The organism is Pantanalinema sp., from assembly GCA_036704125.1.
Classification (GTDB): Bacteria; Cyanobacteriota; Sericytochromatia; order S15B-MN24; family UBA4093; genus JAGIBK01.
The window spans coordinates 1-13,320 of the sequence record DATNQI010000054.1; the positions used below are offsets into that span (position 1 = coordinate 1).

A 13,320-nucleotide genomic window follows, 5' to 3' on the forward strand; every position below is an offset into this window, starting at 1 on the left:
CTCAGCCCCGGCCTCTGCTTCCAGGGCAGCATGCTTTTCCGCAAAGGCGTCCGAGATGTACTTGAGGAACAGAAGTCCGAGGACGACGTGCTTGTACTCCGCCGCGTCCATGTGGCCGCGCATCTTGTCGGCAGCGGCCCACAGCTTCTCCTCGAACCCAAGGGCTTGAGCAGGCGCAGGATCGCTGGTAGACACCTTCCTTCCACGGGCCACGGGCACTTCTCCTGACAACCAACTGCTCTCGCTGAGCAGGCAACCTCACGTGATTATCATAGCAGCCCAGGCAAGATCGAGACCAGGGCACAGCCACGGCTATCCGCTCCTGGCCCGGAAGGCTCCACTACCGACCATATGGACACAACAACGTCAGCGAAAAGCCGTATGCCATCGCTTGGACACCAGTCGCTCAGCAATGAGACCCACGAGGGCTCGCCAGCTGACCTCCCAACCCCGCAGACCGCTTGTTGTGGACGACAGGGAAAGAGTTGGCCACCGTGTAGATCCCCCGGCGAGGACGACTCACAAAACCGTCGGCGATCAAGTCAGCAAGCACTCTTCTGACCCACTGTGGTTGCTGAGAAATGATACTTCCAATGGTCGCAATAGTGGACTGGCCGCCCAGCTTGATGAGGAGGTTGAAGACATCCCGCATGGCATGGGCACGCTTCCGGTAGCGCCCAGAAGCCCGAAAAGACTGGACTCCAAGCCTGGGATGGGCTGCCGAGGAGCCACTCGCAACAGGATTGAGAGGCTCGACATTCGGCGTGTCTAGGATCGAGATTTCATCGGGGTGTGTAACTCCTCCCTCCAACACATGTCCATGGCCAACCCCATGCTGGAAACCTCCCAGGTCAACACCATGAGCTTGATCATCCGTCAGTGCTCCCAACCCCATAGTGTCTGGACCGTGACCAGGACCGCCAGCCCCCGCCTGGCCGCTTGGGAAAGCCTCATGCCGCCGGTCGGCGATCGCCGGATCGTCTTCAGCGCGGAGCGTGTGGATCACCACCAACCGCAGCAAGCCCTCCCCCTGGTTGATGCGATCGATCACCCAGTCGTCGATCAACCCGCTCTCGATCCGGACCCCTGCCCCAGCAGGGTCAATGTCCTTATGGACGAGGAGATGATCGCCCCTGCTGAGCACCAGCAAAGCCGAGAAAAGGTTGTTGAAGATCTGCAACGACAGGTGGTGGACCTCCCGCCAGTACTTACTGGGTGTCCCGCGCTTGTTCTTCAGATACTGCCGGGCCAGCGCCATGATGAGCCGGTGCAAGCGGATGTACCGCATGTCCATATAGGTGCTCGCGAGCTTGCGGGTCTGAGTTGCCTTTCTGACACCAACCACGTGCAGATAGGGGGCGCGTCCATAGTTGCCCCGCATGGCGATGACCGAGAAGATTTCGGCACTGGGATGCCGATCGACCAAGTCCTTGACCTCCTCGGATCGGACCAGGAAGACCTGAACCCACCGCATCCGCAGAAGCTCCCCAAGGACGAGGCCGAACCAAGCCTTCAGCCATTCGATTAGTTCGTCGTCTGAGGCGCTCGGGTCCAGGGCTGGAGGCCGAGAACTCCCCAGGGCTGCGACGGCTTTACGGCCCTGCTCGATCGCATACTGAACGACGTCGGCGTTCGGAGGGCGGCCAAGCCCGATGCAGTTCTGGACCGCGATGGTCCGGTAGATCTCCGGGACCTCGGTCGGCGCCAAGGTGTTGGGGTTGCAGGAATTGGCGGCCACGTCCACGCTCTCCGTACAGACGCCTCTCCCACGAGGGGCGCTTTACTTCGTAGACGTTCGCTGAGGAGCAAACGGGGCGGAGAATGTTGAAGACGAGAGGGGCTGGATGGTGCCGGATGCAGGGAGGCGGACTGTTGGGCACCCCACGTGGGCCTTGTTGACCGCTGCGTATGTCCAGGCGTTACCCAGAGAGGTAGGCAAGGGGCTGGCCACCGATGCCGACCGTACCCACGATATGAGGACGTCATCAAGCGACTAGGCACCAGGGACCAATAGAATCAATCAACCAGGCTACTGACGCGCCTGTACTGCTCCTACGGCTCTTGTCATCGGCCTGGCTGCCCCGGGGCGTTGCTCCAGACGGACTTGCCCTGCGTCCAGGCCATCCTCCGGCTCGAAATGACGACCAAGTGAAGCGGAGGGTGCTGTGGAACCTGCTGCCCGTTTACACCTACCTGATGAGCGTCATAGAGGCCGAACGCATGGGGCAGGTCGTAGGGTGGTGCAGGAGGCTGAACCGAGCCTCTGTCCTTAGCATGGCAGATCATGATCTGGCTCCTGGACGGGGGGCCTCTGATGCCTCGGGAGGTGTTGCCAAATCAGAACAATAGTTCGACATACTGCTGGCGTTCAGGCTTAAACGAGGGTTGGGAGGGAGTTCGAGCGAAACCATGCGCGAGTATGCGGAAGACTTGGGGGAGATCTGCCTTCATGCAACCCGTGATTCTGACTGAGCCATCTGAAGCTCGGCCTCAGCCTCAAATGCTCTGCCGCATTTCCGTGTTGTACAGCGCCTCGTTAGTTGGCTCACAGGATGAACTCAACCGCTACCGGTCATTCAGCAAGCAGAGCCTTCGACACCACCTCCATGAGATTCTCAAATAGGCTTGCATGAACCTGAGCAACCGTGTACACTTGGCTGCTGACTTGAATGGCGTTTTTTCACGGGGCGGAGCAATCCGCCCCGTTTTTGCTGTCTGGAGCGTCTACGTGATGAGGCCCCTCATTCACCTGAAAAAGGAGGATCATCATGATGAAGCCCAATGGTCACAAGTCCCTGGCTGTTCCCAGGCCCATGGCTGTTCCCACGCCGCCCGTTATCGGCCTGCGCCATCCCACGCAGCGTTATGAACAGAGCGTCCCTGAAAAGCTTCGCCCCTTTGCCTACTTCCAAGTGGTCATTCCGGAGCAGGTCTATGGCTGGATGGGGCGGCATCCGGACCCGCGAACGGCTTACGCTTCAGAGGCGATGCTCGCCTTCGTCGAGGCGATCGTCCTCCGCACTTTGCCCATGCGCGGCAACGTGCTGGTGGTCGTTGAAAACGTTGCCACTGCTTGGAAGTTGGACGGGCTGCTCCGGCTGCATGGGGCCGATAGTGCCGTTTCTCTCCATAGCGTCCTGCATACGGGTCTCAACCCCAATCCGAAACTTGACCGTGAGTCCTGGTTGGCCGAGGGGGAGAAAGTTGTTGTCGTTCCTCTGCGGAGTCGTGATGATGACATGCTGGAGCACCCTGGAATCGGAACCATCCTGTTCGCCATGGGCGGGCAGGCCCCTGAGACCTTCCAACAGCGGATCACCCAGGCCAGGAACCCCGAGAAGCATGACGGCGTCATCGTGGTGCTGGACCTCCATGACGAGGGCATCAGTCGGACGCCCTGGCTTCGCCGACTGGATGATGCCTCGGCCATGATGCCCTTCAAGGCTAACGTCTGTTCCTTTGACAGCCTGCAAACGCTGCTTTCTCAGTGCAACTAGGCGCCAGCCATCGCCATCAGGTGACGATGTGCGTGTCGTTTGAGTCGGCGATGATCGGTTAATCGGCCTGCAACTCACACGACGGAGAGGTCCTCAGCGATTTTCGAGGACCTCTCCGCCAATAGCATGCCAGGATGGCGATGAAGTGGTCTGGCCTGCCTCGATCACACGGATGTGCCTGCACCAGGTCGAATGTGACGCCGACGCCCTGGAGAGCGTCCTCATTACCAGATTCGCCCGCTGCCAATTATGGTCCACTCATTGGGCCGATCGTACTGAACCCGTCCCAGCCGAACGCGTGTACGGGAATCCCAGCCACCTTAACATCGTGGGCTACCTTTGCGATCTTCTGCTCCTGGAAGGCCAGTATGGGAAAGTGGACCACCAGGTCCGGAGGTGGATCGAGCGGAGCCTCTACGATCTCGACGTCGAGCTTTCCATAGGCCCTGTCCAGCGTTTCCAAGAGCGGCACGACAGACCAGGAGGCCAGAAGCCTTAGCAGGAGGGTTCCCCCGGTCGGACAAATCTGGAGTGTGATGTTGACATCGGGGTTTTGGCGAATCGCAAAGGCCACGAGCGTCGCCAGCACACGGGTAGGCGTCTCCAGCTCAGGAAACCGTTTGTCGCCGAGTATGAGTATGGTGAAGTTGGCGCCCACTCGACCCCTTGCCACCTCCTGCCACCAGTCATTCCAGGGGGATTCTGGGTCGGGGGCACCACATGGATCCTCGTAGGCTGAGGGATCGAGGTATGCGCCGTACTCGGCTTTCTCGAACTCGGGGTAGGTCATTGTTATCTCCGCATCAGGCTCGCCGCCGGCAGCCTGATGATTGCCGTTACCGCTGGTCGATGACTGGGAGTTGCTCCCACTTGAGACCGGGCACGGGGTATCGGGCAAAGCTTTTTAGACCTTTTTGGTCCCCCGAATATCGGTAGATCCAGTTGCCCTCCGGTAGCAGGAGGACCTCGCCCAAGTCGAAGTCAGCCGTCAACCAACGGTGACGGTCTTGGCCCTCAGTCATATAGCCCGCTAGCCCATGCGTCCATGCCGACAGACCCGACGGGGGCTCCCGATCGCCTTGGTAGATGGAGTTGCGATCGCTGGCAGCCATCCGGTTCTCCAAGGCCCAGGCATGGATGATCGAACGAGCCTGGTCTGGGGTGAGTTGCAGGTTTAAGCGCATATTGATACCTCCAGTCAGGGAATCGGAACACAATGGGTCAACGAGAGGTAACTATTGCGTCGGTCAAAGCAAGAGGGTAAGTTGCCCGGCCCCCTTGCTACTTCTTCGATGATACCCGTCTACCTCGACACAGGGACGATTACGGGGGAGATGGCATTTCGGACGCTCACGCGGAGGGCATGGGTCGGGCTTTCGCCCTGAGAGGCCATGTGGCCCCGGACCAGGTATAACCCGGCCTCGGTCTCGGTTGCAGTTGTCACCGATTGCCAGTTATCGCCCGTGACCCAGAAGTTCCCGGCCTTGAGCCCCGAGATTGGTTTCCCGTCCGAGCCCTTCACCCGGACGGCTAGGTCGACCGCAAACATCGTCGAAGGGGGGCTGTCATACTGGTCGAAAGTCCTGGTTCTGGTCGCGGGGAAGGTGTAGTAGTCGGTTTGGGTCACAGGGTCGTACTGGTTGGTACCGGAAAGCAGGAAACCCTCGGCCCCGTATTCGACTGGGGCGGTCGCAGTGTTCTCCGGGAAGAGGAGGGTGACCGAGTCGCTATAATTTCCCTCTTGGTACTCATACTTGACTACGCCGACGCTCTCGACTGACCCCATCTTTCCCTTTATCGCCTCCAGGGAGCCTTCAGGCTGGTAGGTGGCGACCGTGGCCTCGGCTCGGGGGCAGCGAACGTACCGGTCCTCGACCCCGCTCACGTGGGGCTTGTAGAAGTTAACGTTGGAAGCATTTGTGGGTAGCTCTTGGACCGGGACGCGCTTCACAGGGTAGCCTGCGATTGAGACCCCCACATACCTCCCTGCAACGCTCGCCGACACGACGGTGGCATTGGCGACCCCAAGAACGCTGAGGACAATGCCGTTGGAAGGGGGCGAGGGCTCGGTGGTAGAGGCCTGGGACGCGACCTTGGGGTCGAGGCTCGTGGGAGCCTGATCGCAACCCGTGAGGGGGAGGGCGACCAGTGAGGTCAGGGCGGCAATGTACAAGGCTTTCATGGTGGTCATTGTCTGCTCTCTTTCTATGGTGTCAGATCGCGTAGCATCCTGACTTCTTCGTTTCACATCGAGCGCCATTGTGGTGTTTGCTTGCTTGTACCCTGCCGAACAAAAACTATTCCACATGAGCAATTAGCTATTCCTTTACCCTTGGTTTGGTTGTGAGCCAAACCTGGAAGGGGAAATGCAGTGGCGGACCTTGGTGCGCGCCTCAAGGAGCTTCGGGAGGCCCGTGGGCTGAGCCAAAGGGCAGCTGCACAGAAGCTCGGAATCAGTCACACGGCCCTACGGAGCTATGAAGTGGGCCGTACACCGGATGGTGCTTACGTGGCGATCCCGAAGAGGGAACTGCTCATTCGCATGGCCGAGCTGTACCAATTCCCGGCTCACACCCTGCTCGCGATCGCAGGTCGCCCTGTTGACTTGATTGGGCCGCAACCCGTTCCTTCCGGAGTCGAAGCAGAGGCTCAGGAGGTTGCCGAAGTTTACCGCCGCCTTCCTGAAGATCACCGACGGATGCTACTGAAGGTGGTACGGGCCTATAAGGATGAAATCCCGGAGGCCGACACACCGCCACCGAACGCTACAGATAAGTAGCTCATTTCGCCCTCAGGCGGCCAGACCAATATCGATTCGCCCGACGGCAGCAGGACGACAAGAGGTTCCTTGAGTGGCATGGCACCTCCATGTTGTTTCATCCAAATGCATTGTACCCAACTGATTGGATTTTGGGATATGCAATCAGGTGTCCTACCCTCAGCAAAGAGGGAGGGCAGGGCTATTACCTACTGGCGAAAACAGACTGAACGTGAGCGTTCGGAGCTGGCATCAAGGCTGCGCCAAGCGCGCCAAGAGGCTCAACTGGGCCAGCGTGAAGTCGCTAAGCGACTGGGCATCCCTCAGTCGATTGTCTCAGAACTAGAGAACGGCCAGAGGAAGATCGATGTGGCCGAACTGAAGTGCCTCGCAGCCATGTATTCAAAACCACCTGGCTGGTTCCTTTCAGATCTGCCCCGTGGGCTGTGCGAGCAATCGCCGATGGAGGCCGGACTGGACCTGCTGCGCTTGGCCTCTGTTGCCGACGCCACCCGCAAGTTCAACCGGACCACTCTCCTGCGACAGGAGGATGTGGAGGGGCTAGAGACAGTCGCCTTCCTGAGCAATATCTCGTCCGCTAAAGTCATGTGGCTAGGCGATGTCCACCTCCTCCACTCGACAGTTTTGATCCCGCTGGTGTTTCGATCAGGGACGATGAAGCAGGAGCTACTGGCTGCTCTCCAGCGGCAGAGCACACAGCCAAGCAAGGCCGCCTCAATGGAGGCTGATGGCATGCTCGTCGCAGAGGTTGTCGAGGTTCGCATTGAGCATTGCCAGGCCCAGGGCGACTACCTGAAGTTTGGAGGATGGATGATTCTCAGGCTTGATAGCCCTACCCAGGTTCCGCTTACCGACCGGAAATTTGAAGCACGCATGAGCAGGACTCGAGACATCGAGATCACCTGGCTAGAGGAGGCACTCCAACCGAGCCGCTCGAACTCTCGACGGTCGGGTAAGAAGGGGCAACTGAAGCCAGAAGAATAGCAGGGCCAAGTCATCAATCCTCGGCATGTTTGGTCATACAGCGCCCCTCACTGAATGGCTCCTAGACCGTGGGAGGTAAAGTGAACCAGAGCAACATCACGCAAAATTCGCTTGGGTATGCACCTAGGAATCGTGCTCGCTACGATGATGCCTGGAACAAGTGCTGGACCTATGCCAACGATCTGCTATCGCAGGGAAGAGACCCGGACAATGACCTGGCCGACAAGCTGCATGGGGGGCTCATAGCCTGGGGAATGGCAAGGGTGGGGGTAAGGCCCAAGGAAAAGCTGCGTGTGCTGCTGAGTGGTGCCTGGCCTTACCTTCGGCGTCTTCACCAAGTGGACCTCGACACTCTTAATCAGAATCACCGAGCCGATCTGGCAGCCGCCTATGACGCTCTACGCGAGGTCACGGCGGCGCCACTCGTCACCGGCACGAGCAAAGCCCTCTTGTTGGTTTGGGGTGGTGCGCCTGCTTTCGATGCGAAGGTTCGAGCAAACGCCAGGGCTTCCAGGTCTAGCGCAGGTGAGGTCATCTGGCCCTATGCGAAATCTCGCACCCGCCTGGCAGGCTCAGAGTTTGCGGATGCCATCCTCGCCCTTGCTCGTGCCTACCAGTCGACCGCTACTCCGGACTTACTAACTACTAGCCCAGACACGCACGGACGACGCTTGGATCGAGCACTCCACTATAACCCCGTCTAACCCCTCATAGAACAGGGTGAGCGAACGAGCCGGACGTAACCCCCCGGCCCGCTAACCACCGATGCAACACTAAACGTTGATAGGGTACCCTATCGAGCCAGTGGACGACGGTCAAATATCTGATTCTTAACAGCCTTTTATGTAACACATGCTTGAACGACCGTTCTTGATGATGTTACAGTTAATTCGGAAAGCCGGATGAGAGGTCACCGAATTGGCAGACGGTCGGTATGTTGCCTATTACCGGGTTAGCACCCAAGGCCAGGGCTCCTCAGGTCTTGGCCTAGAGGCCCAGCAGGAGGCTGTCGTCAGCTACCTGAACGGGGGTGGCTGGGAGCTGGTCGGTAAGTACACTGACGTCGAGAGCGGCACCCGCAAGGGGAACGACCGCCCCGAGTTGAAGAAGGCCCTCGCCCACGCCAAGCGCGAGAAGGCCACGCTGATCATCGCCAAGCTCGATCGGCTGGCGCGCAACGTTCACTTCATCACCGGACTCATGGAGAGCGGGGTCGACTTCGTCGCTGTGGACAACCCCACCGCCACCCGCTTCACGGTCCAGATCCTCGCCGTACTGGCCGAGGAGGAAGCGCGGCTGATCTCCGTGCGGACCAAGGCCGCCCTCCAAGCCGCTCGAAAGCGTGGCGCAAAGCTGGGCAAGCCAGAGAACTTGACTGACAGTGCCCGACGTAAGGGAGCCGAGGCGGCAGGCCAGAAGGCTTCCCGCACTGCTCGCGACGAGTACACTGCCATCGTCCCTACGATCATGCGGTTGCGCGCTCAGGGCCTGAGCCTGCGTGCGATCGCCCAACATCTCAACCAGGCCGGTGAGGTCACCCGCCACAACAAGCCCTTCGAGGCCATGACCGTCCAGCGGATCATCAAGCGCCTCGGGCCTAACGCATAGAGCACTCTGCTAACCAGTACCTGGAGCGGTTAACCAAGATTTAACTGCATAGGCCGCCCCGTTCTCGCCCCGACGATCGTTTACGGGGTGAAGAGGATGAATGTGGGAGGTGCCTATGAAAGTGATGAAATTCGTGGACCAGGAGTTCCGCACGGTCCAGCAGGTGGCAGAGCAGCTCGCCGTCTCCCAGAACCTGATCTACAAGCTGATTGCCGAAGGGAAGATCGGTCACTCCCGGATCGGCACTTCGATTCGTATTCCGAGTGAGGCGCTGCGCGAGTATCTCGAACAGCAGTACACCGAGGCTGGCTAGGCAACGGCCTTCCCGGCCTCACTTCCACGGAAAGGAGGTTCCTATGGCACGGCGAGGCCGCAACGAAGGCCACATCACGAAGCGGCAAGACGGGCGCTGGATGGGGGTCTTGCATCTCGGGTACGAGGGCGGGAAACGTCGTCGTAAGCACTTTTATGGCAAGACTCGTGCCGAGGTGAGTGCCCAGTTGGTCAAGGCTCAGCGGGACCTTCAACTCGGTATTAAGCCCGCCGATGGCACCACGACGGTCGAGCAGTTCCTCGATCGATGGCTCGCTACGACAGCCAAGCCAAAGGTAAGGCCCTCGACATTTGCTCGTTATGCCGCACTGGTCCGTTTGCACATCGCTCCGCAGCTTGGGAACGTCAAGCTGGCCAAGCTCACCGCCGAGCAAGTTCAGCGATTCATGAACGACAAGCAAGCTGCTGGCTTGTCTCCTCGGACCGTCCAGTACATCCGAGCGGTGCTCTTCCAGGCCCTGAAGCAGGCCGTCGATTGGGACGTGATCGGGCGCAACGTCGTTGAGCGTACCAAGTCCCCGAAGCTTCCCCACAAGGAAGTGACCCCCCTGAGCAAGAGCCAGGTCCTCACATTCCTGGAGAGCATCAAGGGCGATCGCCTTGAGGTCCTGTACTCCCTAGTCGTTGCGACCGGGCTCCGCCAAGGCGAGGCGCTCGGATTGACTTGGGATGACGTCGATTTCCAAGCGGGTGTTATCCGGATTCGGAACAACCTCCAGTGGATCGAAGGCCAGTTTAAGCTGGTGGACGTGAAGACCGCCCGATCCCGGCGAACGCTGGCGGTCCCGGATGTCATCATGAAGAGCCTCAAACAGCACCGAGCCAAGCAAGCAGCCGAGAAGCTACGGTCAGGTGCTGCGTGGAAAGACACGCTGAAGCTGGTCTTCACCACACCAACCGGGGCGCCCATCCACGCCAGTAACATCACTCACCACTTCCAGCGATTGCTGGCCGACCTTGGCCTCCCTCGTCAGCGGTTCCATGATCTGCGCCACTGCTGTGCGAGCCTCCTGATAGCCGAGAATACCAACATGAAATTGGTGTCAGACCATCTCGGCCACAGCCAGATCGGGATCACCATGGATCTGTATGCGCACGTCCTTCCTGACACGAAGCGTGAGGTGGCCAAGACCATGAACTCGATCTTGACCGGGAACCACTGAGATCGACTTGGTCAGTCAGTTGGGCAGTCAGGCCCCAAAATGACGAGACCCCGGCGACCCTGAGATCGCCGGGAACCCACATAAAACCTAGATTTTAAGAGTGGAGGCACTGGGATTCGAACCCAGAACCAAGGGATTATGAGTCCCCTGCTCTGACCGTTGAGCTATACCTCCGGAAACTATGATTTAGTCTAGCATACCAGACTGCGAGCGACCCTTGGAGCGGCTATTCCTCCGGCTTTCCCAGCGGGACCTCGAACCAGAAGGTGCTGCCCTGGCCCGGCAGGCTGCGAACCCCGATTCGCCCCCCGTGAGCCTCGACGAAGGCCTTGGCCAGGCTGAGCCCGAGCCCCGTCCCGCCGGCCCGGCGCGTCGCGCTCATGTCGAGCTGCCTGAAGGGGTGAAAGAGCTTGCGGATGTCCCCGGGCGAAATCCCGATCCCCGTGTCCTGCACCTCGGTCACCAGCTCCCCTCGCCGCTCGAAGGCACGCACGCGAATAGCGCCGCTCGCGGGCGTGAACTTGATGGCGTTGTCGACCAGGTTGACCAGGACCTCGTGGATGCGTTGCCCGTCCAGGTGAAGCTCGCCCGCGAGATCCACCCGCGCCTCGAGGTGAAGGCCCTTGGCCTCGGCCAGCGGCCGCAGCTCGGCGAGGACCTGCTCGACCAGCGCCGCGTAGTCCACCCAGGAGGGAGAAAGCTCGAATCGCCCCGCCACGATCTCGGCCATGTCGATCAGGTTGTTGGCGATGCCGAGCAGGCGCTGGCCGCCCTCGAGGATCCGCTTCACCTCCTCGTGCTGATCCGGAGTGAGGCTCCCTTCCACCTCCTCGTCCAGCATGCTCGCGAAGCCCAGGACGAAGTTCAGCGGCGTCTTGAGCTCGTGGCTGATGACCGACAGGAACTCGTCCTTGTAGCGATCGGCTTCCCTGAGCTCCCGGACGGCGTCCTCCAGGTCGGCCGTCTTGCGCGACAGCTCGCCCAGCAGGCGGCGGCGCGCCGAGATGTCCCGGACGATCGCCATCACCAGAAGCCCGCGATCCGTCCTGATCGGGCTGAGGCTGGCATCGATCGGAAACTCGCTGCCGTCCTTGCGGCGCCCGTTCGGCTCGAGCCCCGCGCCCATCGGCCGGGCGGCCGGATGGGAGAAGTAGCCGCGGCGGTACTCGGGGTGGATGCTGCGGAAGCGCTCGGGCACCAGCAGCTCGATGGGCTTTCCCAGCAGCTCCTCGCGACCGTAGCCGAAGTAAAGCTCGGTCTGGCGATTCACGAAGACGATGGCCCCCGACTCTTCGATGACGACCACCGCGTCGGGCGCATGCTCCAGCATGGCCTGCAGGATGCCGGGCTCCAGGCTCGAACCGCCAGCCATGGCCTAGCCCCCCACCACCAGCAGGCCGAAGGCACCCTGGTCGCCGTGACCGACGTCGTGGTTCACGAACGGGAAGGTGCCCGGCTGCTCGGCCAGGATCTCGAAGACCGCCCCGCCGCCCGGCGGCACGGCGTAGGTCTGGACGCCGTGCAGCGCCCCTTGCGGCGGAGCCGCGGGGTAGAGCGTGTCGAACTGCTGGCCGATCACGTGAAAGGCGCACTCGCGGCGCGGGCCCGCGTTGACCAGGTAGATCCGGACCAGCTCCCCGACGCGCGCGCGCAGCGGGGACTCTCGGTACCGGAAAGCCCGGCCGTTGAAGGCCGTGTAATCGGCCTGGCCCATGAGCATCCGCGGGTAATCGGGGCGCCAGCTGGAGCCTGCCTTCCGGATGTAGAATTCACTGTAGACCAGCACGAATTCGCGCGCCGGCGCAAGCGGCTCGCTCGGATCGACGACCAGGGCCCCGTACATGCCGCTGCCCATGTGCAGCAGCACGGGCGGCGTCCCGCAGTGGTAGAGGAAGGCGCCCGCATAACGCGGCTTGAAGGTGAACTCCAGGCTCTGGCCCGGGGCGATGGTGCGAAAGGCGGTCTTCCAGTCGATGCGCGCCGCGTGGAAATCGACCGAATGAGGCATGGAGCCGCGGTTGATGAACGTGACGTGCACCGTGTCGCCGACCCGCGCGCGCAGCGTCGGAGCAGGCACCGTGCCGTTGAAGGTCCAGGCGCGCATGCGCACGCCTCCCGCGATCGCGACCTCGGCGTCCCGAGCCACCACGCGAAAGTGGACCGTGCGCCCCGCGGACCGGGGCGGCAGGCGCGGATTCACGACCCCGGCGTCGGGCGTGGCCGAGGGGACGCGCTCGGCCTCGGCCGGAAGGATCGACGCCCCGATCACGGCCAGGGTCACCGCCGCGATCCTCATGGACATCCCGACCTGCCAAGCAATCTCCGCCCGTCGCGCTTCGAGGCCATGAGGCGCCACCACCCTTCACTGTGAAGAGATGTTACGACGCAGCAAATCTATCAGGCCCGAGCGGCGAGGTCAAGCCTTCCCGCACGCCGGAAGGCCAGCGGGGAATAATCCCCGCTGGCCTTCCGCTGACTTGCTAGAGCTAGTTCTTACCGATCGAGATCCGCCACTCGACGGGGCCTTCCTCGAGCGCCGTCCACGTGAACTGCCCGGGGCGCTCCGCCTGGAACTGGTACAGGAGCGGAGTGGGGCTGTGGTCGTTGACGAGGATCAAGCTCTCGCCCGAGGCGAGGCCATCGAACGTCCCGAAGATGGCGGGGTGCTTCTCGCGAGGGGGGATGGGGCGGACGTCCACGACGACGGGGTTATCTTGACTCATGATCGTTCCTCTCTTGACGCTGCGCGCTCGGGCGCAAGCCCTTTAAAGCTTCTCGAGCTCCGCGACGACGGCCTCCAGGGAAGCGTTCGCTTCCTTGGCGTTCTGCGCGAGGGTGCGGTGCTCCCCGCAGCAGGTGTCCAGCAGGTGGGCGTTCAGGACGCCGATCGCCCTGGGGTTCTGCTTCATGATCTCGTGGAGCGTGAGCTCGGCGAGTGGCTTGGTGGTCATCGATC

Annotated in this window: 14 protein-coding genes and 1 tRNA gene; 6 read left to right on the forward strand and 9 right to left on the reverse strand. The window is 61.1% G+C overall.

Features of this window, described 5'->3' with window-relative positions:
- Positions 1–213, reverse strand: a 213-nt coding sequence (locus V6D00_08395; GenBank protein ID HEY9899185.1) for a type I restriction-modification system subunit M N-terminal domain-containing protein, incomplete at its 3' end; no start/stop codon positions are given.
- A gap of 193 nt (positions 214–406) precedes the next feature.
- The gene (locus V6D00_08400; GenBank protein ID HEY9899186.1) at positions 407–1,738 is read right to left on the reverse strand and encodes a hypothetical protein; all 1,332 of its coding nucleotides are present in this window, start codon (positions 1,736–1,738) and stop codon (positions 407–409) included.
- A 1,030-nt stretch (positions 1,739–2,768) separates the two neighbouring features.
- Here V6D00_08400 and V6D00_08405 point away from each other — a divergent pair.
- Positions 2,769–3,497, forward strand: a complete 729-nt coding sequence (locus V6D00_08405) for a hypothetical protein (GenBank protein ID HEY9899187.1) — start codon at positions 2,769–2,771, stop codon at positions 3,495–3,497.
- A 247-nt stretch (positions 3,498–3,744) separates the two neighbouring features.
- Here V6D00_08405 and V6D00_08410 read toward each other — a convergent pair whose 3' ends face one another.
- Together V6D00_08410 and V6D00_08415 are read right to left on the reverse strand one after the other, a co-directional pair.
- Complete coding sequence (locus V6D00_08410) at positions 3,745–4,287, reverse strand: hypothetical protein (protein HEY9899188.1); 543 nt, start codon at positions 4,285–4,287, stop codon at positions 3,745–3,747.
- A 513-nt stretch (positions 4,288–4,800) separates the two neighbouring features.
- Positions 4,801–5,688 carry a hypothetical protein gene (locus V6D00_08415; protein HEY9899189.1) on the reverse strand — a complete coding sequence of 296 codons (888 nt, stop codon included), beginning with the start codon at positions 5,686–5,688 and terminating at the stop codon, positions 4,801–4,803.
- 180 nt (positions 5,689–5,868) lie between these two features.
- Here V6D00_08415 and V6D00_08420 point away from each other — a divergent pair, with 180 nt between their 5' ends.
- From V6D00_08420 to V6D00_08440, 5 genes are all read left to right on the forward strand, one after another.
- Positions 5,869–6,276, forward strand: coding sequence for a helix-turn-helix transcriptional regulator (locus V6D00_08420; protein HEY9899190.1), 408 nt, complete (start codon positions 5,869–5,871; stop codon positions 6,274–6,276).
- A 138-nt stretch (positions 6,277–6,414) separates the two neighbouring features.
- Positions 6,415–7,260: a helix-turn-helix transcriptional regulator gene (locus V6D00_08425; protein HEY9899191.1), complete on the forward strand. Its 846-nt coding sequence runs from the start codon at positions 6,415–6,417 to the stop codon at positions 7,258–7,260.
- A 918-nt stretch (positions 7,261–8,178) separates the two neighbouring features.
- On the forward strand, positions 8,179–8,868 hold the full coding sequence (locus V6D00_08430; protein ID HEY9899192.1) for a recombinase family protein: 690 nt from the start codon (positions 8,179–8,181) through the stop codon (positions 8,866–8,868).
- A 115-nt stretch (positions 8,869–8,983) separates the two neighbouring features.
- The gene (locus V6D00_08435) at positions 8,984–9,181 is read left to right on the forward strand and encodes a helix-turn-helix domain-containing protein (GenBank protein HEY9899193.1); all 198 of its coding nucleotides are present in this window, start codon (positions 8,984–8,986) and stop codon (positions 9,179–9,181) included.
- A gap of 43 nt (positions 9,182–9,224) precedes the next feature.
- A complete protein-coding gene (locus V6D00_08440) occupies positions 9,225–10,364 on the forward strand; it encodes a site-specific integrase (GenBank protein ID HEY9899194.1) in 1,140 nt (379 codons plus the stop codon).
- Positions 10,365–10,465: 101 nt separating this feature from the next.
- On the opposite strand, the gene V6D00_08445 is transcribed toward V6D00_08440, so the two are convergent.
- The 5 genes from V6D00_08445 to V6D00_08465 form a co-directional block, all read right to left on the reverse strand.
- Positions 10,466–10,538 (reverse strand) — tRNA-Ile (locus V6D00_08445).
- A 52-nt stretch (positions 10,539–10,590) separates the two neighbouring features.
- Positions 10,591–11,736 carry a PAS domain-containing sensor histidine kinase gene (locus tag V6D00_08450; GenBank protein HEY9899195.1) on the reverse strand — a complete coding sequence of 382 codons (1,146 nt, stop codon included), beginning with the start codon at positions 11,734–11,736 and terminating at the stop codon, positions 10,591–10,593.
- A 3-nt stretch (positions 11,737–11,739) separates the two neighbouring features.
- Positions 11,740–12,666, reverse strand: coding sequence for a multicopper oxidase domain-containing protein (locus V6D00_08455; protein HEY9899196.1), 927 nt, complete (start codon positions 12,664–12,666; stop codon positions 11,740–11,742).
- A gap of 184 nt (positions 12,667–12,850) precedes the next feature.
- Positions 12,851–13,087 (reverse strand): DUF2249 domain-containing protein, encoded by a 237-nt coding sequence (locus tag V6D00_08460; GenBank protein ID HEY9899197.1) that lies wholly within the window; start codon positions 13,085–13,087, stop codon positions 12,851–12,853.
- A gap of 42 nt (positions 13,088–13,129) precedes the next feature.
- The gene (locus V6D00_08465) at positions 13,130–13,315 is read right to left on the reverse strand and encodes a DUF542 domain-containing protein (GenBank protein ID HEY9899198.1); all 186 of its coding nucleotides are present in this window, start codon (positions 13,313–13,315) and stop codon (positions 13,130–13,132) included.
- Positions 13,316–13,320 lie beyond the last annotated feature (5 nt).

Bases quoted from the DNA above. Each gene is read 5' to 3' on its own strand.
- V6D00_08425 (HEY9899191.1), top strand. From the start codon at position 6,415: ATGCAATCAGGTGTCCTACCCTCAGCAAAGAGGGAGGGCAGGGCTATT.
- V6D00_08455 (HEY9899196.1), bottom strand. From the start codon at position 12,666: ATGTCCATGAGGATCGCGGCGGTGACCCTGGCCGTGATCGGGGCGTCG.
- V6D00_08440 (HEY9899194.1), top strand. From the start codon at position 9,225: ATGGCACGGCGAGGCCGCAACGAAGGCCACATCACGAAGCGGCAAGAC.
- V6D00_08410 (HEY9899188.1), bottom strand. From the start codon at position 4,287: ATGACCTACCCCGAGTTCGAGAAAGCCGAGTACGGCGCATACCTCGAT.
- V6D00_08450 (HEY9899195.1), bottom strand. From the start codon at position 11,736: ATGGCTGGCGGTTCGAGCCTGGAGCCCGGCATCCTGCAGGCCATGCTG.
- V6D00_08415 (HEY9899189.1), bottom strand. From the start codon at position 5,688: ATGACCACCATGAAAGCCTTGTACATTGCCGCCCTGACCTCACTGGTC.
- V6D00_08405 (HEY9899187.1), top strand. From the start codon at position 2,769: ATGATGAAGCCCAATGGTCACAAGTCCCTGGCTGTTCCCAGGCCCATG.
- V6D00_08460 (HEY9899197.1), bottom strand. From the start codon at position 13,087: ATGAGTCAAGATAACCCCGTCGTCGTGGACGTCCGCCCCATCCCCCCT.
- V6D00_08465 (HEY9899198.1), bottom strand. From the start codon at position 13,315: ATGACCACCAAGCCACTCGCCGAGCTCACGCTCCACGAGATCATGAAG.
- V6D00_08435 (HEY9899193.1), top strand. From the start codon at position 8,984: ATGAAAGTGATGAAATTCGTGGACCAGGAGTTCCGCACGGTCCAGCAG.